The sequence below is a fragment of the Hymenobacter ruber genome (assembly GCF_054783255.1).
In genome coordinates this window covers 1749884-1775242 of record NZ_BAAGQX010000004.1, presented here as the reverse complement: position 1 = coordinate 1775242, position 25359 = coordinate 1749884, and the positions used below count along the sequence as shown (strand labels likewise).

General features: G+C 61.7%; 23 protein-coding genes and 1 riboswitch. Of the genes, 8 read left to right on the top strand and 15 right to left on the bottom strand.

Annotated elements, in window-relative coordinates:
• The first annotated feature begins 7 nt into the window (after positions 1–7).
• The 3 genes from ACYVM5_RS18135 (at position 8) to ACYVM5_RS18125 (ending at position 1331) form a co-directional block, all read left to right on the top strand.
• Positions 8–331 (top strand): hypothetical protein, encoded by a 324-nt coding sequence (locus tag ACYVM5_RS18135; protein WP_216688795.1) that lies wholly within the window; start codon positions 8–10, stop codon positions 329–331.
• A gap of 144 nt (positions 332–475) precedes the next feature.
• Complete coding sequence (locus tag ACYVM5_RS18130) at positions 476–1066, top strand: riboflavin synthase (RefSeq protein WP_460619506.1); 591 nt, start codon at positions 476–478, stop codon at positions 1064–1066.
• 64 nt (positions 1067–1130) lie between these two features.
• The gene (locus ACYVM5_RS18125) at positions 1131–1331 is read left to right on the top strand and encodes a hypothetical protein (protein WP_460619505.1); all 201 of its coding nucleotides are present in this window, start codon (positions 1131–1133) and stop codon (positions 1329–1331) included.
• 23 nt (positions 1332–1354) lie between these two features.
• Here the strand turns inward: ACYVM5_RS18125 and ACYVM5_RS18120 are convergent, their stop codons facing one another.
• The 3 genes from ACYVM5_RS18120 to hemF are packed head-to-tail and all read right to left on the bottom strand — an operon-like array spanning position 1355 to position 3470.
• Positions 1355–1969: a flavodoxin family protein gene (locus ACYVM5_RS18120; protein ID WP_460619504.1), complete on the bottom strand. Its 615-nt coding sequence runs from the start codon at positions 1967–1969 to the stop codon at positions 1355–1357.
• A 12-nt stretch (positions 1970–1981) separates the two neighbouring features.
• Positions 1982–2560: a phosphatase PAP2 family protein gene (locus tag ACYVM5_RS18115; RefSeq protein ID WP_460619503.1), complete on the bottom strand. Its 579-nt coding sequence runs from the start codon at positions 2558–2560 to the stop codon at positions 1982–1984.
• Positions 2553–3470, bottom strand: a complete 918-nt coding sequence (gene hemF / locus ACYVM5_RS18110) for an oxygen-dependent coproporphyrinogen-III oxidase (RefSeq protein ID WP_460619502.1) — start codon at positions 3468–3470, stop codon at positions 2553–2555. The genes ACYVM5_RS18115 and hemF overlap by 8 nt, the downstream gene beginning before the upstream one ends.
• A 141-nt stretch (positions 3471–3611) precedes the next feature.
• Here hemF and ACYVM5_RS18105 point away from each other — a divergent pair, with 141 nt between their 5' ends.
• Positions 3612–5804, top strand: coding sequence for an alpha-ketoacid dehydrogenase subunit alpha/beta (locus ACYVM5_RS18105; RefSeq protein ID WP_460619501.1), 2193 nt, complete (start codon positions 3612–3614; stop codon positions 5802–5804).
• 77 nt (positions 5805–5881) lie between these two features.
• Here the strand turns inward: ACYVM5_RS18105 and tamL are convergent, their stop codons facing one another.
• Positions 5882–8491, bottom strand: coding sequence for a translocation and assembly module lipoprotein TamL (tamL, locus tag ACYVM5_RS18100; protein ID WP_460619500.1), 2610 nt, complete (start codon positions 8489–8491; stop codon positions 5882–5884).
• Positions 8492–8547: 56 nt separating this feature from the next.
• Between tamL and ACYVM5_RS18095 the strand changes: the two genes are divergently transcribed.
• The gene (locus ACYVM5_RS18095) at positions 8548–9306 is read left to right on the top strand and encodes an RNA methyltransferase (RefSeq protein WP_460619499.1); all 759 of its coding nucleotides are present in this window, start codon (positions 8548–8550) and stop codon (positions 9304–9306) included.
• Positions 9307–9620: 314 nt separating this feature from the next.
• On the opposite strand, the gene ACYVM5_RS18090 is transcribed toward ACYVM5_RS18095, so the two are convergent.
• The 4 genes from ACYVM5_RS18090 to ACYVM5_RS18075 form a co-directional block, all read right to left on the bottom strand.
• Entirely contained in the window at positions 9621–10727 is a 1107-nt protein-coding gene (locus ACYVM5_RS18090; RefSeq protein WP_460619498.1) for a ligand-binding sensor domain-containing protein, read from the bottom strand.
• A gap of 435 nt (positions 10728–11162) precedes the next feature.
• Positions 11163–12305 (bottom strand): porin family protein, encoded by a 1143-nt coding sequence (locus tag ACYVM5_RS18085; protein WP_460619497.1) that lies wholly within the window; start codon positions 12303–12305, stop codon positions 11163–11165.
• Between the two features lie 21 nt (positions 12306–12326).
• Positions 12327–13424: a hypothetical protein gene (locus tag ACYVM5_RS18080; RefSeq protein WP_460619496.1), complete on the bottom strand. Its 1098-nt coding sequence runs from the start codon at positions 13422–13424 to the stop codon at positions 12327–12329.
• Between the two features lie 4 nt (positions 13425–13428).
• Positions 13429–13989, bottom strand: coding sequence for an RNA polymerase sigma factor (locus tag ACYVM5_RS18075; RefSeq protein ID WP_460619495.1), 561 nt, complete (start codon positions 13987–13989; stop codon positions 13429–13431).
• 167 nt (positions 13990–14156) lie between these two features.
• Between ACYVM5_RS18075 and ACYVM5_RS18070 the strand changes: the two genes are divergently transcribed.
• Positions 14157–14663, top strand: coding sequence for a hypothetical protein (locus ACYVM5_RS18070; RefSeq protein ID WP_460619494.1), 507 nt, complete (start codon positions 14157–14159; stop codon positions 14661–14663).
• A 6-nt stretch (positions 14664–14669) separates the two neighbouring features.
• Here ACYVM5_RS18070 and ACYVM5_RS18065 read toward each other — a convergent pair whose 3' ends face one another.
• The 6 genes from ACYVM5_RS18065 to ACYVM5_RS18040 all read right to left on the bottom strand — a co-directional run bounded on the left by ACYVM5_RS18065 (position 14670) and on the right by ACYVM5_RS18040 (position 21361).
• Positions 14670–15953: a voltage-gated chloride channel family protein gene (locus ACYVM5_RS18065; RefSeq protein WP_460619493.1), complete on the bottom strand. Its 1284-nt coding sequence runs from the start codon at positions 15951–15953 to the stop codon at positions 14670–14672.
• Positions 15954–16002: 49 nt separating this feature from the next.
• Positions 16003–16076, bottom strand: a riboswitch (Fluoride riboswitch).
• A gap of 106 nt (positions 16077–16182) precedes the next feature.
• Positions 16183–17601 carry a hypothetical protein gene (locus ACYVM5_RS18060; protein WP_460619492.1) on the bottom strand — a complete coding sequence of 473 codons (1419 nt, stop codon included), beginning with the start codon at positions 17599–17601 and terminating at the stop codon, positions 16183–16185.
• Between the two features lie 37 nt (positions 17602–17638).
• Complete coding sequence (locus ACYVM5_RS18055) at positions 17639–17962, bottom strand: cupredoxin domain-containing protein (protein WP_460619491.1); 324 nt, start codon at positions 17960–17962, stop codon at positions 17639–17641.
• Between the two features lie 74 nt (positions 17963–18036).
• Positions 18037–20304, bottom strand: a complete 2268-nt coding sequence (locus tag ACYVM5_RS18050) for a heavy metal translocating P-type ATPase (protein WP_460619490.1) — start codon at positions 20302–20304, stop codon at positions 18037–18039.
• Between the two features lie 190 nt (positions 20305–20494).
• Complete coding sequence (locus ACYVM5_RS18045; RefSeq protein ID WP_460619489.1) at positions 20495–20863, bottom strand: CoA-binding protein; 369 nt, start codon at positions 20861–20863, stop codon at positions 20495–20497.
• A 72-nt stretch (positions 20864–20935) separates the two neighbouring features.
• Positions 20936–21361 (bottom strand): hypothetical protein, encoded by a 426-nt coding sequence (locus tag ACYVM5_RS18040; protein ID WP_460619488.1) that lies wholly within the window; start codon positions 21359–21361, stop codon positions 20936–20938.
• A 147-nt stretch (positions 21362–21508) separates the two neighbouring features.
• Between ACYVM5_RS18040 and ACYVM5_RS18035 the strand changes: the two genes are divergently transcribed.
• A complete protein-coding gene (locus tag ACYVM5_RS18035) occupies positions 21509–22186 on the top strand; it encodes an RNA polymerase sigma factor (RefSeq protein WP_460619487.1) in 678 nt (225 codons plus the stop codon).
• Here ACYVM5_RS18035 and ACYVM5_RS18030 read toward each other — a convergent pair.
• Positions 22183–23754, bottom strand: a complete 1572-nt coding sequence (locus ACYVM5_RS18030; protein WP_460619486.1) for an NAD(P)/FAD-dependent oxidoreductase — start codon at positions 23752–23754, stop codon at positions 22183–22185. The two genes, ACYVM5_RS18035 and ACYVM5_RS18030, sit on opposite strands and share 4 nt — an antisense overlap.
• A 150-nt stretch (positions 23755–23904) precedes the next feature.
• On the opposite strand from ACYVM5_RS18030, the gene ACYVM5_RS18025 reads away from it, so the two are divergent.
• Positions 23905–25224, top strand: coding sequence for an MFS transporter (locus ACYVM5_RS18025; RefSeq protein WP_460619485.1), 1320 nt, complete (start codon positions 23905–23907; stop codon positions 25222–25224).
• Positions 25225–25359: the final 135 nt, after the last annotated feature.

Sequence of the window (25359 nt, the reverse complement as noted above, 5' to 3'; positions counted from 1 at the left end):
GTTGCAAATGATGACGACCAAGCGCATCGGGCGCCGCCAGTTTCACTTTACCGTGCAAGGCAATAACTTCCACGAAACGGTGGCCGAATATGAGCGTTTGAGCTTTGCCGATGTGGCGGCCTGTGGCATCTGCGGGTCCGATAACTTGGACCTGACCAGCCGCGTGGCGCAGGGCAAATTTAAGTACACCTCGGTGCGCTGCCTGGAGTGCCGGGCCGATGTGACCTTTGGCAAGCGCGAAGACGACGACCAGACCGTATTCCTGCGCAAGAAAACCGGCGGCCTGCCCGGCGAGCTTGACTGGCGGCCCTTCGAGAAGGGCGACAAATAACCTCCGCGCCGACTGCGCGGTTATCACCCCACCAACGGCACTCTGGCAGCAGGGTGCCGTTCTTTGTGTGCAGGAAGCGGCAGAACCCATATTCGGTCTGCCCCTGACCGCAAAATCTGACCAATCTGCTTAACTCCGCCATTCATGTTTACTGGAATTATTGAAGCCCTGGGTACCATCGTAGCCGTTGAGGACCAAGGCAGCAACCGTCATTTTACCGTGGCCTCGCCCTTTGCGGCCGAGCTGAAAATTGACCAGAGCGTGGCCCACGACGGCGTGTGCCTGACGGTGGTGGCCGTGGACGTGGCGGCCGGCACGCACGTGGTCACGGCCATTGATGAAACCATGCGCGTGACCAACCTAAGCCAGTGGCAGCCTGGCCGCCACGTCAACCTGGAGCGCTGCCTGTCCGCCAACGGCCGTTTCGACGGCCACATCGTGCAGGGCCACGTCGATGCCACCGCTACTTGCCTCAGCGTGACCGACCAGGACGGCTCCTGGCTGTTCCGCTTCGGGCACGAGGCCGGCCCCGGCCGCCTCACCGTGGAGAAAGGCTCCATCTGCGTGAATGGCACCAGCCTTACCTGCTTCGAAAGCACCGATACGGGCTTCACGGTGGCCATCATTCCCTACACCTACGAGCACACCAGCTTTCAGCAATTGAAGGCCGGCGAAACGGTGAACCTGGAGTTTGACATTGTGGGCAAGTACGTGGCGAAACTGCTGGGGAAGTAATCCGGCAACTTGGCGGGACTGGGTGCGTAGGAAGTACATATTTCCACGTAACCCATTTGCAATCATGTCGAAACGTGAATTAAACGAGCCGAACCCGGGCGATAAGCGCTACATTCGACGCGGCGAGGACGGTGAGATAGAGCAGTCTGTCGATTTGAACCGTTCGCTCTCGCAGGACGACCAGCACAACTCCAAAAAGACCAGCAAGCCTGGGCAGGGTGACAAAGGCGACGGCCACACCGGCAACCGCAAGCCGGCCGAATAATCATAGCCAAAAAGCCCTGCTGCTTATTCAGCGGGGCTTTTTTGAATGCCAGCTGCCGGTGGATTCGCCACCGAAACCTCATTGTTCGAGACGGCGAAAAAAGACTTCGCCCGGAGCAGTGCCGAGTCATCGAGCTGAATGTCGTTGGGGCGCGAGCCCGTGCCGAAAAGGATGCCGCCCCAGCGCATTTGCAGGTAGTTGGCCGTCAGGGTCAGGGAGTCTTCCAGGGGCTGGGCTTCGGCGCGCTCGCCGCTGCTGACGGTAATGACCCACAGGGTTTTACCCTTCATGCGGTCGCGGAAATTCACGCCCGGGGTGCGTAGCCAGGCGCTCCAGTGGTCGAGGTAGAGCTTGGCGGGCGCGGGCAGGCTATACCAGTAGAGCGGGGCCACCAGTACCAAATCGGTGGCGTGGAGGGTGGCTTCAAGCAGCAACTGGGCATTGCCGACGGGTGGCTGGAAAGGGCCGCTGTGCCGCAGGTCAACAAAATCGGGGAGCGGAAAATCGAGCAGGTGCATCCACTTTAGTTCGGTGCCCGGTGGCAGCGGGTGCGCGGCGCAGTAGGCTAGCTGTTCGCTGTTGCCGAGGCGGCGGGTGCTGGATAATATGAATAGAAACCGCCGTTGTGACTGGCTCATAGTTTACAATAGCTACGCCTGTGCGGGCCACCAATGGGGGGCCCAGCGCCGAAAAGCCGCTGCTGCCAGCCAGCCCATGAGGGCACCCACCGCGGCCCCGCCCAGTACGTCGGTGGGGTAGTGAGCGCCAAGATACATGCGGCTGTAGGATAACAACAGAAACCAGGCGAATACCCCGATTTTGAGCCCGCGGAAACGACCCGAGGGTAGAATTATTGCCAAAAAAACCGCCAGCGCCATGGAATTGGCGGCGTGCGAGGATAGGAAACCGAATTGCCCGCCGCAACCATCGGGCAGGTGCAGCAAGTGGGCAAGCGAGGTGTCGTGGCAGGGGCGGGGCCGCCCGAAAAATGGCTTGAACAGCCGGCTGGTGATGCTGTCGGCCAGGCCCACGGCCGCCACGACCAACGGCAGTAGCAGGGCCGCCCGCCAGCGAAAGTGATATATCAGCCAACCAATCAGGACGGCATAGACCGGAAACCACACGAGGCGGTTGGAGGCAAAAACCATCACCGCATCCAGCACAGGGCTGTGGGCATGGTTGATGGCCAGCAGCAGCTGCCGGTCGAGCTGTTGGATGGCCTCAAGCATCGGCCAACCAGTCTACGCCCTTGCGAAGCCAGGCCAGGGTACGGGCCTCCGGAGTGCCGGGGGCTGGCGGGGCGGGGTTGTAAGCCCAGCCGGTGCGCGGGGGCAGGCTCATGAGGATGGATTCGGTGCGGCCGCCGGTTTCGAGGCCGAAACGGGTGCCACGGTCGAAGGCCAGGTTGAACTCGGCGTAGCGGGCGCGGCGCTGGCTTTGCCAGGCTTCTTCGCGCTCGGCGAAGGGCAGGGCATGGTTTTCGGCCATGAGCTGCGTGTAAAAAGGGCCGAAGAGTTCAGCTACATCGCGCATGAAGGCGAACAGCTCCTCGGCGGTACCGTCCTGGCCCACGGTCAGTCTATCGTAGAAAATGCCGCCCACGCCACGGGTTTCCAGGCGGTGCGGGAGGTAGAAATAGTCGTCGGCCCAGCGCGTGAACTTGGGATAGTAGGCCGGGTTGTGGCGGTCGCACACGGCTTTCAGCTGCTCATGGAAGCGGCGGGTTTGGGCTTCGTCCACATAAATCGGGGTCAAATCGATGCCGCCACCAAACCAGGCTTCGCCGTTGCCGGCCTCAAAATAGCGCACATTCATATGGATGATGGGCACACGTGGGCTGCGCGGGTGCAGCACTACGCTCACGCCCGTGGCATAGAAATGCGGGTCGGGCATGTGCAGCTGCCGGGCGGCGGCCTCGCTCATTTCGCCCCACACGGCCGAAAAACCTACGCCGCCTTTTTCGAGGATAGCGCCGTGTTCCAGCACTTTGGAGCGGCCGCCGCCGCCGCCTTCGCGCTGCCAGGCATCGGTGAGGAAAGTAGCCGAGCCGCCGTCGGCGGTTTCGAGCTGCTGGCAGAGACGGAGCTGGAAATCAGCCAACCAGGCTTCAATTTCGGGGCGAATGGTGGGGGAGGGCATCGAAGGAGTTAGCAGTTATGGGCTAAGAATTAAAGTGAACAGTTCGTAATCAACCCTTCAAAACTTCTAACTCTTAACGGCCCAAAGATACGGACGAGGGCGCGGGACGTACTTTTGCAGTCTCACCCCGCTCAGCCCCCAATGTCCGATTTTGCTGCTCCCGCCGCTCCCGATACTACTGACTTTGCCAATCCCCGTGTAGCTGCGGCAGCTGCCGCGGCTGCTTCGGCCTTCACCGCGCCGGCTGCTGCCGCGCCCGCGCCCGACGCCAACCTCCTGCGCCGCACCTACCGCCTGATGCATACGGCCGCCGAAATGGCCACGCTCTACGAAGAAGAAAAGGCTACCGCCTCGCGCTACGTGCACGCCACTGCCCGCGGCCACGAGGCCGTGCAGCTGGCCGCCGCCTTCCTGCTCAATGGCAACGACTACGCTGCCCCTTACTACCGCGACGATGCCATGCTGCTGGGCCTGGGCCTGCGGCCGTATGAGCTCATGCTGCAGCTGCTGGCCAAGGCCGACGACCCATTCAGCGGCGGGCGCACGTACTATTCGCACCCCTCGCTGCGGCGGGCGGGCATCCCGGTGATTCCGCACCAAAGCTCGGCTACGGGCATGCAGGCCATTCCGGCCACTGGCATGGCCCACGCCATCAGCTACTTTGAGAAGCAGGGGTTGGCCATTGAGTCGCTGAATAAATCGGCGGGCTGGCTGGCGGAGAAGCCGTTGGTGCTGTGCTCCATCGGCGACGGCGCCATGACGGAGGGCGAGGTGGCCGAGGCGCTGCAAATGGCCATTCTGCACCAGCTGCCCATCGTGTACCTGGTGCAGGACAATGATTGGGGCATCTCGGCCACCGGGCGCGAGATGCGGGCCATGAATGCCTATGAATTTGCGGCCGGGTTCCCCGGCTTGCGCCGGATGCAGGTGGACGGGGCTGATTTCGAGTCGTCGCACACCGGCTTGGCGGAGGCGTTTGCCCACGTGCGCGCCCGGCGCGGGCCGGTCTTGGTACACGCCAAGTGCCCGCTGCTGGGCCACCACACCAGCGGCGTGCGCCGCGAGTGGTACCGCTCCGACCTGGCCACCCACCAGGAGCAGGACCCGCTGCCGCGCCTGCACCAGCGCCTGCTGTCCCTGGGTGTGGAAGAAGCTACCTTGGCCGCCCTGCAAGCCGAAGCCCGCGCCACCGTGCGCGCCGACTGGGCCGAGGCCCTGGCTGCGCCCAGCCCCGACCCGGCCACCTTCGCCAACCACGAATTTGCTCCGCCCGCCATCACCGAAGAAGCCGGCGAGCGCAACCCCGCCGGAGCTGAAAAAGCCCTGATGGTGGACGCCGCCCTGCACGCCGTGGATGACATTCTGCAGGAATTCCCCGAAGCCCTGTTTTATGGGCAGGACGTGGGCGGCGAGTTGGGCGGCGTGTTCCGCGAAGCGGCCCTGCTGGCCAAGAAGTACGGCGATGCGCGGGTGTTCAACACGCCCATTCAGGAGGCTTACATTGTGGGCAGCACGGCGGGCATGGCGGCCGTGGGCGCGCGGCCCATCGTCGAAATTCAGTTTGCCGACTACATCTGGCCGGCGCTCAATCAGCTGGTGGAGGAGCTCTCGAAATCCTGCTACCTGACGATGGGCAAGTTCCCGATTCCGGCCCTCATTCGGGTGCCGATTGGGGCGTATGGCGGGGGCGGGCCCTACCATTCGGGCTCCATCGAGAGCACGCTGCTCACCATTCGGGGCATTAAAGTCGTGTACCCCAGCAACGCGGCCGACATGAAGGGCCTGATGCGGGCCGCCTTCCTCGACCCCAACCCGGTGGTGATGCTGGAGCACAAAGGCCTGTACTGGAGCAAGGTGCCCGGCACCGAAGAAGCCAAAACCGTGGAGCCGGCGGCGGGCTACGTCATCCCGCTGGGCGTGGCCGCCATCGCTCAGGCCGCCGATGCCGAAAAGCTGCGCCGGAGCAACACCGCCCTCGTTGTGACCTACGGCATGGGCGTGCACTGGGCCAAAGCTGCCAGCCGCGACTTCCCCGGCCAAATCGAAATCCTCGACCTGCGCACCCTCAACCCGATTGACTTTGATGCGGTGACGGCCGCCACCCGCCGCCACGGCAAGGTGCTCGTCCTCACCGAAGAGCCGCTGATGAACAGCTTTGCCGAAAGCCTGGCCGGACGCATCCAGCGCCACTGCTTCACGGCACTGGATGCGCCGGTGTTCACCCTCGGCGCGGCCAACCTGCCCGCCATTGCGCTTAATGTGGAGCTGGAAAAGCAGATGCTGCCGAGCGCAGCCAAGGTGGCCGTGGCGCTGGGGGAATTGCTTGGGTACTAGGGTCAATTAATATAGAAAGCCCTTCATGCTGTAGCTGCGCTACGCATGAAGGGCTTTTTGGTGCTTTGGTAGGATGTTTAGAACGGATACCCGATGCCCAGGTTGAAGGAAATGGGGTTGGCGCTGGTGTCAAAGTTGCGCAGGGCCCATTTATCGGCGCTCGTGGGGGCGGTGGGGTCGTAGATTTTGGTGGCGATGTCGAGGCGCAGAATCAGGAACGTGAAGTCGAAGCGCAGTCCGAAGCCCGAGCCCACGGCAATTTGTTTGTAGAAAGTGTTGAGCTGGAACTGCGCGCCGGGGCGAAGATACTCGCCAGTGGCAGGGTCTTTCTTTTCCTGTAAGCCCCACACGTTGCCAAAATCGGTGAACAGGGCCCCTTTGAAGAAACCGTAAATCGGGAATCGGTACTCGGCGCTACCTTCCAGCAGCAGCTCGCCGGGCTGCTCAGTGAGGTAGTCGCGCACCAGTTGGCCGCCGCTGGGACGCACGGGCGTGAAACCGCCCGGGCCCAGCCGGCGCGGCTGCCAGGCCCGCAGGCTGGTTGAGCCGCCGGCAAAAAACGACTTGTCGTAGGGCACAATGTACTGCGGGTCGCCCTCCGGCGTGGTGGGGTCGTCTGTCTTGGTGAGAGCGTGCACGGCCCCGCCATTTAGCCGCCACACGAAATACGTTTGGGGCGTGAGGCGGTAGTAGCGGCGGTAATCGACGCTGATGCGGGCAAAGTCATACACGCTCAGGCCGGTACTTTCGTAGAGACTTTTGCGGTAGAAGCCGCGAGTGAGGCCGCCGATTTCGCCAAAAAGCCGCAGGTAATAGGCGTCGCGGGTTTCGTTGAAATCGTTGGAATTATAAAGCGAGGTAAAGCTGAAGCTCGGCTCGACCTGCTTGCTGAACGAGCGGTAGAGCGACGAGCCTTCCGTGACCTGCAAGCGCCGCAAGCGCACGTTGAACGAGTCGCTGGTGAAAGGCGTGTTCACGAGCGTGATAACAACCGGCGAAAACACATACTGGTGAAACGGCGAGCGTTGCCAGATATAATCCCAGGCAAACTCGAAGTTAGACCGGATGTATTCCGGACGCTTCACGTAGGTTTCGGAGAGCGAGAAGCGGGTTTTGGGGTTGTAGCGCGTCAGGAAATAGTTGGTGCGGAAAGGCACCAGAAACTGCGGCAGCACCAGCGCCGCCGTGGCCCCGAGCTGGGTGGTGTACACGTTATCCGTCGTGTTGTCGGTGGCCACGCGCGTGAGCTGGCCCTCGAAACCGGCGCGCACGCCAAATTCCAGCACCTCGGCTCCGCCAAAGGGGTTGCGGGTTTTCAGGCGGTAGTTCAGGAACGGGCCGGGCAGGTAGGCCACGTAGGTGGCGCCCACTTCCACGGTCTGCGAGAATTTGGGCGCGGGCGAAGCGTTGATGACGGCCACCAGCTGGCCGGTGGTGGGGTGGTGGCCGGCGCTGTCGGCGGTGGGCGGGTCGGGCACCTTGCGGTAGTTCACGGTATTGAACCGGAACATGTCGAGGTCGGCCAGTAGGCGCTGGGTTTGCATGGTATTGGCCAGGCTGTAGTGCTGCTCGGGGCGCACCAGTACCTTGTTGGCCAGCAGGCCGGTACTGAATTTTTGCTGGTAGGCGGCAAAGCGAATCGAATCGGTTACCACGGTATCCATTCGGATGCCAAGGCTGGGGCGGGCGCGCAGGGCACTGGCCGTGCCGGCACGGCGCAGGGTGTCGCCGGTGGCGCTGCGCAGGGTGCGGCCCACGCCGGCATCGGTAATGAAGCGCACCTGCCGCAACGTGTATACCCGGTGGCCCTGGCCCGGGGCGGGGTTGGCGATGAAGGTGCGCAGCCGGACCGTGAACTTCTCGTAGCTGGTGTCGGCTTCGAGGGTAATGTACTGCTGGCGGAAGTCGTAATAGCCCGCGTTTTTGATGAGGGTTTCGAGGCGGGTGCGTTCCTGGCCAATCAGGTCCTCGTTGTAGCGGTCGTTTTCGTGCAGCAGCGTGGCCGGCTGGCCCCGGCGCACCACGGCGGCCACGCCCGAATCGGGGATGCTGGGGGCCTGCAGGCGGTAAAGAAACGGCTGGCCTTCCTTGATGTTATACGTCACCGTTACGCGGCGGTACTGCTTGGCAGCATCCAATGAATCGGGCTTGCCGGGGAAAATAGCGCCCACCGCTTTCAAGGCTCGCAGCACGAGGCCGCGGCGGTAGCGGGCCGTATCGGTGGCCGAAACCCGCGCCCGGAAAAAGCCCTGCGACCGCAGAAACGTCGTCATCTGCTCCACCGATTTCCTGGTGAGGGCCGTGTCGTAAATAACCGGCGCTTCGCCCAGGCGCATGAAGGCGTTGCCCTTGTCGAGGGCCAGCTGCTTGCGCTTGGTTTTGCGCTCGCGCTGGGCAATCAGCTTGCCCAACTGGGCCGAGTCGGTGCCGGCCGCTTTTATTTTGGCCGCGTAAGTGGTTTCAATCTCGCGCAGCTTGTTTTTGATGCGCACTGAGTCGTAAAAGTTGAAGCCCAGGTGGTAGATGGCCAGCTTGGGCGGCAGCTTGGTGTTGGGCTTTTGCTGGGCCAGCGCGGTGAGGCGTTCTTTGTCGGCTTGCTCAATGCCCTTGATTTCGACGCGGCTGAGCAGGCGCTGTTTGGGCCGCAGCAGGCCAAACGGCGAGCACGCTGCCAGTCCCAGCAGCACGAGCAATGGCGCGAGCCGGGGTATAGGCCGTAGTTTTGGCAAATAAGTAAAGCGTAATGGTTTCAAAAGCACTTGGCAAATACGTGCAGTCGCTGCACCAAAAGAAGTACCGGCACCGCCACGGGGCGTTTCTGGTGGAAGGGGGCAAAAGCGTGTTAGAGCTGCTAAGTTCCGACCTGGAAGCGGAACACGTGCTGGCCACGGCCGAATTCATCGACCAAAACCGGGCCAGCCTGCCTGCCCGGCTGCCGCTCAGCGCCGCCACCGAAACCGAACTAACCCAGCTCGGCACGCTGGCCACCAATACCACCGCCCTGGCCGTGGTGCGCCTGCCCGCCGAAACCCCGTTGCCCCTAACGCTGCCCGAATCGGCTTTGTTGCTCGCCCTCGACGAAGTGCGCGACCCCGGCAACCTCGGCACCCTGCTGCGCCTGGCCGACTGGTACGGCCTGCCCGGCGTGGTGCTCAGCCCCGGCTGCGCCGATGCCTACGCCCCCAAAACCGTGGCCGCCAGCATGGGGGCTTTCGCCCGGGTGCGCGTCTGGGAGCGCGACCTTTCGGAGTGGCTGCCTACCCTGAACCCCGCCGTGGGCATCTTCGGGGCCGATTTGGCAGGCGACAATGTGCATCGCCTCACCCTGCGCCCCACCGGCGTGCTCGTGATGGGTTCCGAGTCGCACGGCCTCACGCCCGCCGTGGGGGCGGCCCTCACGCGCCGGCTGCACATCCCGCGCGGGGCCGGCGGCCAGGCCGAAAGCCTGAACGTGGCCATTTCAGCGGCCATTCTGCTGGATAATTTCTTTCGGAATCAGTAGGCAGCAGCGGGACACTGCCAGCGTAGCGAAGCAAACCGTCCTCAGGCCTGTGGACAGTCAGCGCCTACAAGCGCATCCAATTTAGGGCTGCCAGCAAGTGGGCGGCGGCTAAAAAGAACGCGGCTGTTTTCTCATAGCGCGTGGCAAAGCAGCGGGCCTCTTTGAGTTGCCCGAAAAAGCGCTCTATTTAGTTGCGGTTAGCATGCAGATTCCGGGGGTAGTGGCGCTGGTTGTACGGCGCAATCAATTCACACTCTCGGTCACTCAATTCGTGGCGTCGCATCCCAAAATAATGCCCCCTCTAACCGCGGATTTTAGTGTTTATATTCCGAATAATTAATAAATGTTTTACCATCGTAAAGGTAGAGACCGGTTTCTCTCGTACCCACCCAAAGCTTGCCACTTGTATCTTCCAAAATTGACCAAACCCCTAGGTTGGGTAGTCCATCGTTTGTTGAAAAACGAGTGAAAGTTTTGCCATCGTAACGGCTAAGTCCACCATCTCCACCAAACCAAAGGTTTCCCTTTTTGTCTTCTATAATTCGGGTAACCATGTTACCGGATAAACCATCTTTTTTGGTAAAACTGGTAATTAATTTGCCATCATACCGGTAGACCCCGCCCCAATTGCTGAACCAAATATTCCCGCTTTTATCCTGCAATTGAGGCCATGCCCAACTATGCGCTTTTGGCTTGGGGCCATTTTGATATAATTCCTTTAGTTTGAGGTTGGTGACCGATTTTCCATCGTACCGATACACCCCTTTGTTACTTCGCCCTCCAAACCAAATGTTCCCGGCTTTATCTTCAAAAATCAGTTCCGCTTTATCATTATCGGTCCAAATGCCATGTGCACCAGTAAGGATAAATGGAGTAAAGGATTTGCCATCATAGACATAAATACCATCTATGGTTACAAACCATAGGTTTCCGTTTTTTGCCTGCAACATACTGGATACCCTGTGCGAGTTGCGATAGTAGGGATTTGTGTTGGGAGGCAGGTTTTTGGGTAACGGAATCTGGATTGTGGCGAATCTTTTCCCATCGTACCGACAAAGTCCCGCTTCAGTGCCTATCCAGATTTGGCCCTCTTTATCTTCCAAAAGGGAATAAACATTATTACTGGTTAACCCATCGGTCACTAAAAATTGATGAAACGATTTTCCGTCATATTTATAAAGTCCATTTTCTGTGGTTCCGAACCACAGGTTACCAGCTTTGTCCTGCAGAATGCATTGGACATTGCCATACCTAGGGTTGCCGATGGTTTTTATCAGTCTTGGGTGTTGAACAGCTAGTCTATTTGATTCACTTACTTTTTCTTTTGGTAATTCTTTTTCAGATAGCCCCTTGCAGGCAGAGCCCCAAAATAGGATTGCCAGAAAAGCAAAATACTTCGTCTGTGGAAAATATTTTTTCATAGTACAAGTTGTCATTGCGGCTTTTTATCTATTTGTCGGCCTGTTGTGGCGCTGCAATGACCGGCAATTGCTGCATTGCCGCAACTCCATGACACTGCCCCTAGCGCCAATATAGTTGCATAAAAACAAGCAGTGTAGTTTCGGCATGCGTAACCGGTGGCCACTGTATGAGCGAGGCTAGGGGCGCCCATCGTCAGAACAATTACGCTCAACGGCGGAGACAAACGGACGTCGGCGCACTTAGGCCACGATGTGCTTTTTGAATCTATTTATTTAACTGTCTACAGATAGTAGTAAAGCAAATCTTTAAGACATGAAAAGCCCCGGCACTGCGCAGTGGCGGGGCTTTTCATTGTAGCGTTTCCCTAGTTGCTGAGAAGCCGGAGCAGCTCTGCGGAATTTCGCTTGCAGCGTTGCGCGCTGTTCGGAATGGGGTTAGTCAATTCCGAGAATGCGCAGGCCAAAGCTCAGTACCTGCGTGTCCGGGCCGGCATTGGTTTTGAACAGGCTGTTCATGTTGTATTTGCCGAAGAACTCCAGGCCGCGGTAGCCAATGGTGCCTTGCAGGCCATACTGGAAGTTTTCCATGTTGTAGCTGCCGTCCTCTTTGTCCTTGTAGGTGGTGCCTTCGGAGGTGTATTTTAGCTTGGTCCAGGACTTGATGCGGTAGCCCACAAAGCCGCCCGCGCCGATGGTAAATGTGGGCTTGTAGTGCGTGTCGCGCAGCTGCAGGCGCAGCATGAGGGGCAGGTTGATGCTGGACGTGGCCAGCTTGGTTTTCTGGTACTGGCGGCCGTTGGTTTCGTGCACCACACTGGTGCGGCCGTTATCATTCACCCACTTGTTGTTGCCGCTGAGCATGTAGTTGTTGAAGGCAAACTCGGGGCCGACGGTCAGGCTCACGGGGCTGTGCTTGCCGCCGAGGCGGGCGTCCCAGTCCAGGCCGATGTTGACGTAGCGCGAGCCCTCGGTGCGCAGGTCCACCGCCGATTGCCCGGTAGTCGCTTTCTGATTAACCAATGCGTTCAGGCCCAGGTCAAAAATCAGGTGCGATTTGGTGCTGTGTTTCTCAATCTCCTTCAGGCGGACCGAGTCGCGGTGCGCCTGGCGCTGCTCCTTGGTTTTCACGTCCACGGTGTTATAAGACTTGTTGCCTTTTTCGTCGGTGCTCACCGTCACGCCGAAGGCCTTGTTTAGCACCACGTCTACGCGGTTGGTGTTCGCCTCTTTTTTGCGGGTGGTGATGCGGATTTGCTCGGGCAGGTTTTTGCCGGGCTGGTCCTTGTCGGGGTAAAATTGCAGCGTCACCTGGTTCGTGCTGGAGTTTTGAGCCGCTTTTTCAGCCTGGGTGATGTAGCTGGCCAGGCGCGAAGTGAGGGAATCGAGCTGATAATTTTTCATTTGGCGCAGCTGCGCCGCGTCGCGCACCACCAGCGTGAGGGTGGCTTGGTTGGGCAGGCGCACCACAATGGTGTCTTTGAAGGCCGCCGTGTTGGCCGTGAGAGCCGTGGCGCGGGCCACAGTAGACCCGCACACCAGCAGCATCAGCAGAAAGAAGGAGAGAAAAGCGCGTTGCATGATTTCTAAAAGAGAAGAGGATTATAGTTGAATGGATTTGCTCACGTGGCGGCCGGCAATGTTGGCCCGGAGCGTCACGTTTTCGGGCAGGCCGGTGGCCTCAGCCAGGCTGAGGCGCTCGCCCCGCACCAGGTGGCCGGCCTGCTGAAGCAGGCGCCCGCCCAAGCCGCGCCGCTCGGTGGTTTCATCGGCCGAAGCCACTTCCGAGAGGGTGGCGCGGATGCTGCGACTGGCCGGCGCGGCTCCGTTGCGCACATCCACCGTGATGAGGGAGCCGGCGGGGACGCTTTCCGGAGCCGGGATGGGAGAGGTAGTTTGGGCCACGGCCGGGGCCGGGGCGGGGTTCAGGCGCGGCTCGTCAGCTGCGGTGTTCCGGGCCGGTGCGGGAGCGACGGCGGGCGTCGTACGGGCCACGAGTGAGGGCGAAGGGGCGGCCACGTCTGGCTGCCGGGTGCTTCCCAGCGGGTGGCGAGGCGACTGCCGTTCGGCAAACTTCCTGGCCTTTGGTGCGGTAGATGCAAGGGCCAGGGAGCGGGTTGCCTGAGCCGTAGTATTTTTTTGAACGGCAGCAGAAACTGGGTTTTCAGTAGCTATAGGGGCATTATTCGCAGCTATAGCTTCCTCCGAAACTGTTGCGGCAGCCGCTGGATTTGAGGCCGTGGGAGCCGTAGTGGCGTTGGGCGTGGCAGCCACTACTTCCGGCTTGGTAGCAGCAGGATTTGTGCCGTTGCCTTTTTGAATGGCTACGTCGCTACCGTCCGTATTCCGAGCAGGGAAACCCAGCCAGAGGCCGGCCCCGCCGACCAGCAGCAGGATGAGCACGGCGGCGGCCATGGCCACGGGCCACCACGCGGCCGCCCGGCGCTTGCGGGGGCGCAGGTGCTCGTCTTCGAGGCGCTCCCACAGCTCGTGGCCGGGTGGCGTGGCGTGCGCCTGGAGGCGAGACTGGAAAAGCTGGTCGAGGCGGTCAGAGTTGGGCGCATCGGTTGGGGCGGGCACGCTGGCCGCCGGTTCGGCCGCGGGCTGGGCCTGGAGGCGCGCCCACAGGTCATCACCGGGCGGCGTGGCGTGGCCGTCGAGCTTGCCGCGGAATAAATCGTCGATATTATCGGGAAGCATATACTTAATTCGGATTAATAGTCGAGAACTGAACGCGCCGCTGGAGCATGGCGCGGGCCTTGCTCAGCTGCGACTTGCTGGTGCCTTCGCTGATGCCCAGCAGTTCGGCAATTTCCTGGTGGCCGTAGCCTTCCAGGGCGTAAAGGTTGAAAACGGTACGGTAGCCGGTGGGCAGCGTGGCCAGCAGGTTCATCAGGTCTTCGGCCTGCAATTCGGTCTCGGCGGTGGCGGCGGTGGTAGCGAGGTTTTCGGGCTGGGCAAAGTCCTCAAACGACACGGTCATCATCTCGCGCTGGCGCAGCTGCATCAGGGCTTCGTTCACCATTATGCGGCGCACCCAGCCCTCGAAGCTGCCTTCGAAACGGTAGTTGGGCAGGGCCCTAAACATCTTGGCAAAGCCCAGAATCAGGGCTTCTTCGGCATCTTCGCGGCGCTTGAGGTAGCGGCGGCACACGGTTAGCATCAGCCCGGCCAGTTGGTCGTAGAGCTGGCGCTGGGCCCGGTGCTCGCCCCGCACACAAGCAGCGATGAGGTCGGCTTCGGTCGTCACGGTAAGGGTGGGCAAAGGAGCAGAAAGGATGGTGAGTCAGGGCGGCAGATGCGGAAAGTGGGTAGATGGTTGCCTAGGGTAGGAAGTTTTTTTCGTGCCCCGTACTTGAATTTGCAGCAGTAGATTCGCAGGCGCTAATCAACGCCATTATGCTGAAACGGCTCCCCTTATTCCTATGCTCGTTGGCCGTTTCACGTCTGGCGGCGCAGGAGGCCCCCATCAAGCCCGCTATCTATCGAAAATACACCGTGGCCCTGGGCATTCTAGGCAATCCCAAAGTGCTGGGTGTGCAGGCGGAAGGGCGTTTCGGGCCGCATTTTGGCGGGCGGCTGGTGGCTACGCAGGTGTTCGATTCACATCGGCAGAACGAATTTAGTGCCGGGGGCATTGGCTTGCTCACCTATTACATTCCCCTACAAAACCCGCGCTTGGAACCGGTGGTTGGCATCGGTGGCATTTATTCTCTCTACCACTGGGACCTGGGTCCCAATGCTAATAAGGGCACCCTGGCGGACTTCAACGTGGGCGGCGGCATGGGCCTGAACCTGCGCTTCAGCAATGATTTTCGCGCCGGCATCAACGTGCTATTTGCCAATGGTTTCGTAGCCGATTATCAGGCCGGCGAGATGTGCGTCGCGAGTCGGAAGCTGCTCGTCATGCCCGCCCTCACGTTTGATATTCTGCTGTAGGCCCCGCTAGGGCAGCTCGCTCAGCGGCCGGCCTTGCTGCCGGCCATCGCGCATGTGCTTGGCTTGGCCCACCACCTGCGCCCCATAAATACCGGTGTGACCCGAGAACAAATACGCCGTCACACAGGCTAATGCCAAGTACACGCCCGCATTAGCCCCGAACAGCTCCAGCCCCATCAGCAGGCAGGCCAGCGGCGTATTGGCCGCGCCGGCAAACACACCCACGAAGCCTATAGCCGCCAGCAGCGCCACTGGCAGCGGCAGCACTAGGGCCAGCGCACTGCCCAGCGCCGCCCCGATGAAAAACAACGGCGTAACCTCGCCGCCCTTGAAGCCGCAGCCCAGGGTGAGTGCCGTGAGGGCCAATTTCCACGCCCAATCGGTGGGAGCCATCGGGTGCTGAAAAGCTTCGACAATGACCGGAATGCCCAGCCCGCCGAAGCGAATGGGGCCAGCCAGCCACAGCAGTGCCGCCACCAGCACGCCACCCAGCACCGGCCGCAGCGGCGGATAGCTGATGCGGCTGAAAACCCGGCCGATGCCGTGCGTGAGGGTGGCAAACGCCCGCGCCGTGAGACCAAATAGTGCCCCCGCCAGCAGCGTACAGCCCAGCAGCAGCGGCGTAAGTGGTAGCTCGCCGAGCGTGGGGTAGTGCGTGTGGCCCACGCCCCAGGCCCGCGTTACGAAGTCAGCAAAAACGGCGGCCAGGAAGCTGGGCAGCACGGCATCGTAGCGAATGGAGCCCAGCAGAAAGACTTCGAGCCCGAACACGGCCCCGGCCAGCGGCGTGCCGAACACGGAGGCAAACCCTGCGCTCATGCCGGCGATGAGCAGCAGGCGCCGGTCGCGCGGGCGCAGGCGGAGCCAGCGGGGGAGCTGGTCGGCGAGGGCGGCGGCCATTTGCACGGCCGTGCCCTCGCGGCCCGCCGAGCCGCCAAACAGGTGCGTAGCCAGCGTGCCGCCCAGCACCAGCGGCACCATGCGCAGCGGTAAGCGCTGGCTGGGACGGTGGATTTCATCGAGAATAAGGTTGTTGCCGCGCACCGCCCGGCTGCCGAAATGATGGTAGGCCAGTCCGATAAGCAGGCCTGCCACCGGCAGCAGCGCCAGCACCCACGGGTGGCTTTCGCGCCAACGCGTGACCCAATCGAGCGACACCAGAAAGCCGGCCGAAGCAGTCCCGGCCAGTGCGCCAATCAGGCCGCATATCAGCAGCCAGCGCAGCAAAAACAGCAGAACCGAAACGAATTGGGAAACCCGCAGGCGGGCAAAAAAGGCGGATGCAAACATGGGCGCGAACGGCAGGATGAGCTATGCGGCGCGGCCATCGGGGCTGTGCCGTTTCGTAGGAATCATCAGCGCGGGGCGGTGCGCTCCGGCGGTTCGCGGTGGCAATCCATCACCGTAATCTGAGGCCAAATATAAACGGTGCTTGCAGGCGGTGCATTGGGCGCGATGAAAAGAAAAACGCAGCGCCGTATTACCGGCGCTGCGTTCAGCCACTAAGCAGTTAGCCGCTTTACATTTTCATGCCTTGCATTCCGTGGTGCTTCATGCCGCCGTGGCCCATGTGCATGTTCATGCGCGGGGCTATGAAGCGGAGGTACACTTCGAAGGAAAGCGGGTTGCGGCCGTAGGCTTCGAGCAAAGTGGTGTTGTCGGTATTATAGGTATTGAGGGTGCCCGTGAGGCCAAGGTCGAGCCAGCTGGCGTTGGTTTTGGCGATGTACTTGGACGCGCCCAGGGTGAAGGCCGCCACCTGGCGGTTGGCGTGGGCGTCGTGGTCGGTGGCGGCGGGCAGCAGCAGCTCGTCGTAGTTCAGCTGGAGCGTTTCGAGGCGGGTAAAGAGGTTGAATTGCCGGGCCTGGAGGTTGCTTTCAAGCAGGAAGGAATGGGAATAAGTCGTTTCCTCGCCGATGCCGCTGTGCCGGTTCATGCCCCACACGAAGGTGGACGACAAAATGCTTTCCTTGCCCACATTCGCATTGTGCAGCACCGAGGCGCTGGTGCGGTCCACGTTGTCGTTGGGCTCCAGCTCCTCGGGGCTTTTGAGGTGGGCGGCCGAGACTTGCAGGGCCAGGTTGTCGGACGGGTTCACCGAGAGGCGGGCGCTATACGAATCAAACCGGAGCCGGTCGAAGCTGTAGCGGTTTTCGTTGGGCTCGCGGCCGGTGAAGAGGGACCCTTCGAGCTTGGCGTTGCGGTAGCGCACGCCCAGCGTGGCCACGCCGAACTGAATGTGGGTGGCATCCTGCCAGTGGTGGCCCAGCGGGGCGGCGGGCAGGTTGGCCGCCGACGGCCGGTGCATGAACACGGGCGGCCCGATGGCCGGCTCGCCGGGGTAACCGAGGTAGCCGGTCAGGTCCACATCCTGGCTGGCGGCGTAGGTGTAGCCCACGGCCAGCGCGCTCAGCAGGTCGTGCGGGTGCTGGTGGTCGTGCAACTTTTCGCCTTTCCAGGACTCGCCGGTCTGGAACAGCAGCGGGTAGCCCGCGCCGCCCACCGTCACGGGGTCGGCCGATACCATGGCCTGAATGCTGAACAGCCCGCGCTGGCCCACCAGATGGTTGGCCATGCCCATCACGTAGGAGTTAGCCCGGAAATTAGCATCACCCCGCAGCGCGCTATGATTGAAATTCTGACTGGTGTAGCGCAGGAAAACGGAGTACATCAGCATCATATCCCAGCCTTTTGCCTGGGCCATCTGCATGTACATAGGCGAGAAATCTGGGTGCCAACTGGTGCCCGAGCCCTGCCGCGTCATGGGCAGGCTTTTCGAGAACGAGTTGCGCATTTCCATCATCGTGCCGCTGCTGTCGGCCGCCATGCCGGGCATGGCGGCGTTGCCGCCCATGCTCATACCGGGCATGTTGGTGTACTGAGCCAACGCCAAAGTGCCGAACAAAAGGCCCAGAGAAGTCAGAAAAAGAGTTTTCATATAATGCCATGCTGATGCCGTGGGATGGCTTGCGCGGTTATTTCACGAGGAGGCTGCCGCGCAGCATGCCCATGCCGCAGGTGAAATCGAAGCGGCCTGCTTGCTGCGGCAATAGCTCGATGAGGGTAGTTTTGAAGGCTGGCAATTCGCGTCGGATGCTGAAATCGGGCATGAGCAACTCTTCGGAGCAGCTGTTTTCCTCGTCGCGGTAAAAATAGAGCCGCACCGGCTTGCCGCGTTCTACCTCAATCACATTGGGCGAGTAACCGCCTTTTACGGTGATGTCAATTTCCTGCACGCCGCCCGTGGAAGACACGGCGCTGGCCACCGGCCGCGATGAGAAAAAGAAATACCAAACCACAAACCCGGCCAGGCTCAGGCCGGCAATGGTGACGATGATGGCGGAACTGTCTATAGAAGTAGAGGAACGAGGATTTATTCAGCCCGGAAGCCCCGCAGGCGCAGCGAATTGGTGAGCACCGACACGGAGCTCAGCGCCATGGCCCCCGCCGCCAGCATGGGCGAGAGCAGCATTCCGAATACCGGGTAGAGCGCCCCGGCCGCGATGGGAATGCCCAGCGTATTATACACGAAGGCAAAAAACAGGTTCTGGCGGATAGTGCGGATGGTTTGGCGGCTCAGCTCGATGGCCGTGACCACGCCCTGCAAATCGGAGCGCATGAGGGTGATGCCGGCGGTTTCCATGGCCACGTCGGTACCGCCGCCCATGGCCAGGCCGATGTCGGCCCGGGCCAGTGCGGGCGCGTCGTTGATGCCGTCGCCCACCATGGCCACCACGCGGCCTTCGGCTTGCAGGGCCTGCACCTGAGCAGCTTTGCCACTGGGCAGCACCTCGGCAAAGTAGCGCGTGATGCCCACCTGCGCCGCCACCTGGGCCGCAGTTTCGGGGTTGTCGCCGGTCATCATCACCACTTCGAGCCCCATTTTTTGCAGCTGCTGAATGGCCGTGCGGGAGGTTTCGCGCACCGTATCGGCCACGCCGATGAGGCCCGCCGGCTGGCCCGCTACCGCCACGTAGAGCACCGTTTTGGCTTGGGCGAGAAGCTGCGCAGCCTGCGCGGTGAGCGCGGGCGGCAGGGGAATTCCCGCTTCGGCCAGCAGCCCGGCGTTGCCGATGAGCAAGGCCTGGCCCGCCACGGTGGCCGCAGCGCCCCGCCCTTCCATGGCCCGAAAATCGGTGGCCGGCGGCGAGGCCACGTTTTGCGCCTCGGCGTAGCGCACCACGGCCGCCGCCAGCGGGTGCTCGCTCTGGCGCTCCACGGCGGCGGCCAAGGCCAGCAAATTCTCCTTGAGCTGGCCGGGGGCGACCCAGAAATCCGTCACGGCCGGCTCGCCCCGGGTGATGGTGCCGGTTTTGTCGAGCAGCACGGTGTTTACCTGGTAGGCTTTTTCGAGGGCTTCGGCGTTGCGGATAAGGACGCCGTGCTCGGCGCCCTTGCCCGTGCTCACCATGATGGCCGTGGGCGTGGCCAAGCCCAGCGCGCAGGGGCAGGCAATGATGAGCACGGCCACAAAATTGACCAGCGCCAGCGGCAGGCGCGTGTTCGACGGGGCCAAATCGAACCACAGCACAAACGTGAGAATGGCGATAACCACCACCGTGGGCACGAAAATAGCGCTGACTTTATCGGCCAGCCGCTGAATGGGCGCGCGGCTGCCCTGGGCATCTTCCACCAGCTTCACAATCTGGGCCAGCAAAGTATCGGCTCCCACTTTGGTCACGCGGAAGCGGAAGGAGCCGGTTTTGTTGAGCGTGGCCCCGAACACGGCATCGCCGGCTTGCTTCTCCACCGGCAGGCTTTCGCCGGTGAGCATGGCTTCGTCGAGGGCCGAGCGGCCTTCGGTGATGAGGCCGTCGGTGGCCACTTTCTCGCCGGGGCGCACCAGCACAATGTCGCCCAGCTGTACCTTATTAATAGGAGTGTCGATTTCCTGGCCGTCGGGGCGCACCACGCGGGCGGTTTTAGCCTGCAGGCCGATTAGGCTGCGCATGGCGGCCGAGGTCTGGGTTTTGGCGCGCAGCTCCAGCACCTTGCCCAATAATATCAGGGCAATGATGGTGGCCGTGGTGTCGTAATACACTTCGGGCCGCAGCCCCCGGCTGAGGAAAACCCCGGGCGCAACCGTGGCGGCGAGGCTGTAGATGAAGGCCGCGCCCGTGCCCACGGCAATCAGCGTGTCCATGTTGGCGGCTCGGTGCCGAAAGCCGTTCCAGGCCGAAACGTAAAAATCGCGCCCGCTGAACAGCAGCACCGGCAGCGTGAGCAGGAGTAGGGCCCAGTTCAGCCCTTGCATGTTGAGGCGGGCCATCATCGCGGGCCAGAGCATGAGCATGCTCAGCGCCATAATCACGGCCGCGAGCGCCGCCGCCACGCCGAACCGCCGCTTGAGCTGGCGGTAGGCCTCGGCTTTCTGGGCATCGATTTCGGCCTGGCGGTCGGCCGCGCTGGTGTCGGGCGCACGTTCTACCACGCCGTAGCCGGCGTTTTCCACGGCGGCTTTCAGGGTGGCGGGCGTGGCCTGGTCGGGCCGGTATTGCACGGTGGCCTTTTCGGTGGCGAAGTTGACGAGGGCACTTTGCACGCCCGGCGTGCGGGCCAGTGACTTTTCCACCGCCGAGGCGCAGGCCGCGCAGCTCATGCCTTCAATGTCGAGGGTAGTGGTTTCAGGAGAGGGTGACATAATTAATAGGAGCACCGTTAGAAAGATGCCCGAGGGATTGTGCAAAATTCGGGCATTCCGGCCCCGGCTTTGGTACGGAATCAGGCCAAAAAGATGCAGAATTCAACCCTTGTTACTGCCGCCCCGCAAAAGCAGGCGCGCCTCCCGAAATCAGCTTTCGGGAGGCGCGCAGTTGGATTTGTCAGGGTGGTTAATACTGCCCAATCGAGAGCAGTACCAGTGTGCAGGCCTCTTCGGTCTGGATGCCGCGCTGCCGGGCCAGACGTTCCAGCTCGGGGTTTTCGGTGCCGGGGTTGAAGAGAATACGCTTGGGTTTGAGGTCCAGAATGTAGTCGTACCAGGCGGGCTGGTTTTGTGGCCCCACATACAGCGTCACCGTATCGATGTCCGTTTCCTGGGGGCGGTCGGTGTGAATATCGAGCCCGGCCACCTGGCCTTTGCGGATGCCCACGGGCACCACTTCGTGGCCGTGGTTTTTGAGCATATGCGCCGCCCGGTAGGAGTAGCGGGAGGGATTATCTGAGGCCCCGAGAACGAGGGTTTTCTTCGTGGATTCCATGGGTAGTTAAATACGTGCGGATGCAAAAACGTTCGTGCTCCATACGCAATAACCGCTCGTGGGGCTGCCAGGTTACGCATGCGGCTGGCTGGCCGATTCCAGGTGGCCAAGCGCCCACGCCCCGACGGCCATCACTAGGTCGCGCACGGCCACGTCGAGGTAACGGCCGCTGGCCAGCAGCGTCAGGGCAATGGCCGTGAGCCAGGCCATCACCACGCGGGCCCCGAGGCGCGGCCGCCACAGCACCAGCGCGCCGGCCGCAATTTCAATAATGCCCATCAGCATCATAAACGAATGTGCCGGAACCGGCAGCAGCTTCACCAGGCCCGGCGCGAGGTAGGCTTCCCAGTTAGTGAGCAGGTTTGTGAATTTGTCGAGGCCGGCCACGATGGGCACGATGCCGTAGGTAAAGGTGAGGGCCCGCACCACGGTATGGACCGGGCCGGCCACGGGCCGGGCAGCCGGTCCGGCGTAGGGGAAGTTGGCGGAGGGTAACATGGCAATGGGGTTTTAAAGGGTTGTTGCCATTGGATGAATTACCCCTGCGGCGGGTTACACTTTATTATTGCTATTTTCTGTAACCGAACTCCAGGTCGGGGCATCTAATGAATGTCCCCGGCGAAAACCATTATTGCACCATCCATCATGCTGCCGCCTTTGGCCCTCATGCCATACAGCCCACTTACCGATGCTGCAATAATCAGCCGGGTGCTGGCGGGCGAAAAGCAGCTTTTTGAGCTGCTTATGCGGCGTTATAATCAGCGCATGTTCCGTACCGGCGTGGCCATGTTGGGGCATCCCGCCGCCGCCGAAGAAGCCATGCAGAATGCCTGGGTTAAGGCCTATGTGCAGCTCGGTGGTTTTGCGGGCCGGGCCAGCTTTCCGACGTGGCTCACCCGCATCATGCTCAACGAATGCCTGATGGACCGGCGGCGCCAGCAGCGCTTTGTCGACCTCAATACCCCGTCCGACGACGAGCCGGAACCCGTCGCTGCCACCCCCACGCCTCTGCAAACCGTGCTAAACGACGAGCTGCGCGAAGCCCTCGAAGCCGCCGTGCAAGCGCTGCCCGACAACTACCGCAGCGTATTCGTGCTGCGCGAAGTAGAAGGCCTGAGCGTGGCCGCCACCGCGGAGGCCCTGCAAATCAGCGAGGCCAACGTGAAAGTGCGCCTGCTGCGGGCCCGCGAGCAGCTGCGCACCCAGCTGGCCGGTTTTGCCCCGCAGCACACCTTTGCCTACCTGGGCGCGCGCTGCACCCGGATGGTACGCCGGGTGCTGGCGCGCCTCAGCGCCATGCCACTGCCGCTGGTTCGCAACTAGCGGCTCACCGCGGCCCGCACGGCCTCGGCGCACCGCTCGCCATCCATCGCGGCCGACACAATGCCGCCCGCGTAGCCCGCGCCCTCGCCGCACGGGTACAGCCCCGCCACCACCGGGTGCCGCAGCGTGTCCTTGTCGCGCGGAATACGGATGGGGGCCGAAGTCCGGCTTTCCACGCCCACAATCTGGGCCGCATTGGTGGCGTAACCGGGAATCTTCCGGCCAAAATCGCGGAAGCCCTGGCGCAGCCGCTCGGCCAGCACCGGCCCCAGCACGTCGTCCATCCGCACCGAAACGAGGCCAGGTTGGTAAGACGTTTCGAGTAGGCTGCCGGAAGTTTTGCCCTTCAAAAAATCGCCGAGCAATTGGGCGGGAGCCCGCTGCGTGCCGCCCGCCGCCTGGCAGGCCAGCTGCTCAATCTGCTGCTGAAAATGCAGGCCGGCCAGCGGGCCGTGCTGCTTCACGTCCATGTCGGACAGTTCCACGGCGGCCACAATGCCGGAGTTGGCAAAGCGTGAGTCGCGGCGGCTTGGGCTCATGCCGTTCACCACCACCTCGCCCGGGGCCGTGGCCGCCGGCACGATGAAGCCGCCGGGGCACATGCAAAACGAAAACACGCCGCGCTGCTCGCCGCGCACCTCCGTCTGGTGTACCAGCGAGTAGGAGGCGGCCGGCAGCAGCCCGCGCTCGGCCCGGCGGTACTGCGCCTGGTCAATCAACTCCTGCTGATGCTCGACGCGCACGCCCAGCGCAAACGGTTTGGCCTCGATGAGCACGCCGCGCCGGTGCAGCAGCTCGTAAATGTCGCGGGCCGAGTGGCCGGTGGCCAGAATGGTCGCCTCCGCTTCGATGCTCTCGCCGTTGGCCGTGACTACGCCGCGCAGTTTGTTGTTGTCAAGCAGCAGGTCGGTCACGCGGGTTTCGAAATGCACTTCACCGCCCGCCTCGATAATGGCCTCGCGCAAGGCTTGCACCACAGCCGGCAGTTTGTTGGTCCCAATGTGGGGGTGGGCATCCACCAGAATATCGGGCGTAGCACCGTGCTGCACCAGGCGGCGGAGCACGCGGCCCACGTCGCCACGCTTGGTAGCCCGGGTATAAAGCTTGCCATCCGAATAGGTGCCGGCGCCACCTTCACCAAAACAGTAATTGGAATCGGGATTTACCAGTTGCTCTTTGTTGATGGCGGCAAGGTCGCGGCGGCGTGTGCGAACGTCGCGCCCACGCTCCAGCACGATTGGTTTCAACCCCAGCTCAAGGCAGCGCAACGCAGCAAACAACCCTGCCGGACCCGCGCCAACGATAAGTACCTGCGAACTATTTGTTTTCACATTTGGATAAATAAACCAGGGGCCAAACAATTCACTTGGTGGGGTGCTGCGGTAGATGTCAGCACGTAGACGCACGAGCGGTTGCCGCCCCCGGGCATCAATGGAGCGGCGGCGGATATGCACAAAATCAGCTTCGCCCGGTGCTAACCCGGCCTGCTTTAAAATGGCTTCGTAGCGGTCCAGCTCATCAAATGCAACTTCAGGGACGAGGAGTATTTCTAATTCTTGTTTTAACATTTGTGTAATATGAAAGGTGGCTATCCTTTTGATTGTGGGCATTGAATTGCTCAATGCCTTTGCAAAGTTACGGCCATTGCCGACAGCGTATTTCGAGTAGAAAAGCTAAAGAGCTCGACCTTGGCGCTGCGCAAACCGTTTATTTGCCTCATGACTACAACTACAGTTTCACCGCCGGTTTCGCGGCTGCGCTCCATCATCAGCGGCTCCATCGGCAACCTGGTTGAGTGGTACGACTGGTACGCTTACTCAGCCTTTGCCCTCTACTTCGCTCCCGTCTTCTTTCCCAAGGGCAGTACCACGGCCCAACTTCTGAATACGGCCGCAATATTTGCGGTGGGCTTCCTGATGCGGCCCCTGGGGGCCTGGCTGCTGGGCGCGTATGCCGACCGCAATGGGCGCCGCGCCGCTCTGCTGCTTTCGGTGCGGCTTATGGCTGGGGGCTCATTGCTGATTGCCGCCGCGCCCGGTTACGCAAGCATCGGGGTGGTCGCGCCGGCGCTGCTCCTGCTGGCCCGGCTGGTGCAGGGCATCAGCGTGGGGGGCGAGTACGGCACCTCGGCTACCTACCTGAGCGAGATGGCGGGCGCTAAGCACCGGGGTTTCTGGTCCAGCTTTCAGTACCTTACCCTGATGGGTGGGCAGCTATTGGCGCTGGTGGTGCAGCTGGGCTTGCAGCAGCTGCTCACCCCCGCCCAGTTGGGCGAATGGGGCTGGCGCGTCCCGTTCGTCATCGGGGCGCTGGCGGCCATGGGCGCACTGTATTTGCGCACGCATATGGGCGAGACGGCAGCTTTCGAGCAGCAGCAAAGTACCGTTTCGGCCAATCCCGAAGGCGAAGGCCGCGCGCCCTCGCCCAGCCAGTTTCGCCTGCTGATGCAGCACCCGCGGGCAGTGCTCACCGTGGTCGGCCTCACGCTGGGCGGCACGCTGGCGTTCTATACCTTCACAACCTACGCCCAGAAATTTCTGGTCAACACCTCGGGATTTACCAAGGAACAGGCTACCATAATTTCGTTTGGGGTGATGGCCGTGGCGTTATTATTTCAGCCCTTACTCGGGGCCATTTCCGACAAGGTGGGGCGGCGGCCCGTGCTGCTGATGTTTGGCATTGGGGCCACGCTGGGCACGGTGCCGCTGTTGCGGCAGCTGGCCCAAACCCACGATGCCTGGCTGGCGGCGGGCTTGCTCGTGGCGGCGCTGTTTGTGGTAAGCGGCTACACGTCCATCAGCGCGGTGGTGAAGGCCGAGCTGTTTCCAACCGAAATCCGGGCCCTGGGCGTGGGCCTGCCGTTTGCCCTTACGGTGGCCATTTTTGGCGGCACGGCCGAGTATGTAGCGCTATTTGCTAAGCAGCACGGCGTGGAAGAATGGTTTTACTGGTACGTGACGGGCTGCGCGCTTCTCTCGCTGCTGGTGTACTGGCGCATGAGCGAGACGCGGGCCGAGAAGGGCACAATGGTAGAGTAAGCATCAAGCGGGGCGCGCTGCCTCAGCCTGCGCTGGCCAGATTGTTTGTATCAATACAATAAAATTAATATATTAGATTGTAGTGCAGGATATCCGACAGTAGCTCGAATCTGTTTGCCTGAATATTTCAGCCTG

Coding starts and splice junctions, on each gene's coding strand:
- ACYVM5_RS18135 (WP_216688795.1), top strand. CDS start 8: ATGATGACGACCAAGCGCATCGGGCGCCGCCAGTTTCACTTTACCGTG.
- ACYVM5_RS18130 (WP_460619506.1), top strand. CDS start 476: ATGTTTACTGGAATTATTGAAGCCCTGGGTACCATCGTAGCCGTTGAG.
- ACYVM5_RS18125 (WP_460619505.1), top strand. CDS start 1,131: ATGTCGAAACGTGAATTAAACGAGCCGAACCCGGGCGATAAGCGCTAC.
- ACYVM5_RS18120 (WP_460619504.1), bottom strand. CDS start 1,969: ATGAGCCAGTCACAACGGCGGTTTCTATTCATATTATCCAGCACCCGC.
- ACYVM5_RS18115 (WP_460619503.1), bottom strand. CDS start 2,560: ATGCTTGAGGCCATCCAACAGCTCGACCGGCAGCTGCTGCTGGCCATC.
- hemF (WP_460619502.1), bottom strand. CDS start 3,470: ATGCCCTCCCCCACCATTCGCCCCGAAATTGAAGCCTGGTTGGCTGAT.
- ACYVM5_RS18105 (WP_460619501.1), top strand. CDS start 3,612: ATGTCCGATTTTGCTGCTCCCGCCGCTCCCGATACTACTGACTTTGCC.
- ACYVM5_RS18095 (WP_460619499.1), top strand. CDS start 8,548: ATGGTTTCAAAAGCACTTGGCAAATACGTGCAGTCGCTGCACCAAAAG.
- ACYVM5_RS18090 (WP_460619498.1), bottom strand. CDS start 10,727: ATGAAAAAATATTTTCCACAGACGAAGTATTTTGCTTTTCTGGCAATC.
- ACYVM5_RS18085 (WP_460619497.1), bottom strand. CDS start 12,305: ATGCAACGCGCTTTTCTCTCCTTCTTTCTGCTGATGCTGCTGGTGTGC.
- ACYVM5_RS18080 (WP_460619496.1), bottom strand. CDS start 13,424: ATGCTTCCCGATAATATCGACGATTTATTCCGCGGCAAGCTCGACGGC.
- ACYVM5_RS18065 (WP_460619493.1), bottom strand. CDS start 15,953: ATGTTTGCATCCGCCTTTTTTGCCCGCCTGCGGGTTTCCCAATTCGTT.
- ACYVM5_RS18060 (WP_460619492.1), bottom strand. CDS start 17,601: ATGAAAACTCTTTTTCTGACTTCTCTGGGCCTTTTGTTCGGCACTTTG.
- ACYVM5_RS18050 (WP_460619490.1), bottom strand. CDS start 20,304: ATGTCACCCTCTCCTGAAACCACTACCCTCGACATTGAAGGCATGAGC.
- ACYVM5_RS18045 (WP_460619489.1), bottom strand. CDS start 20,863: ATGGAATCCACGAAGAAAACCCTCGTTCTCGGGGCCTCAGATAATCCC.
- ACYVM5_RS18040 (WP_460619488.1), bottom strand. CDS start 21,361: ATGTTACCCTCCGCCAACTTCCCCTACGCCGGACCGGCTGCCCGGCCC.
- ACYVM5_RS18035 (WP_460619487.1), top strand. CDS start 21,509: ATGCTGCCGCCTTTGGCCCTCATGCCATACAGCCCACTTACCGATGCT.
- ACYVM5_RS18030 (WP_460619486.1), bottom strand. CDS start 23,754: ATGTTAAAACAAGAATTAGAAATACTCCTCGTCCCTGAAGTTGCATTT.
- ACYVM5_RS18025 (WP_460619485.1), top strand. CDS start 23,905: ATGACTACAACTACAGTTTCACCGCCGGTTTCGCGGCTGCGCTCCATC.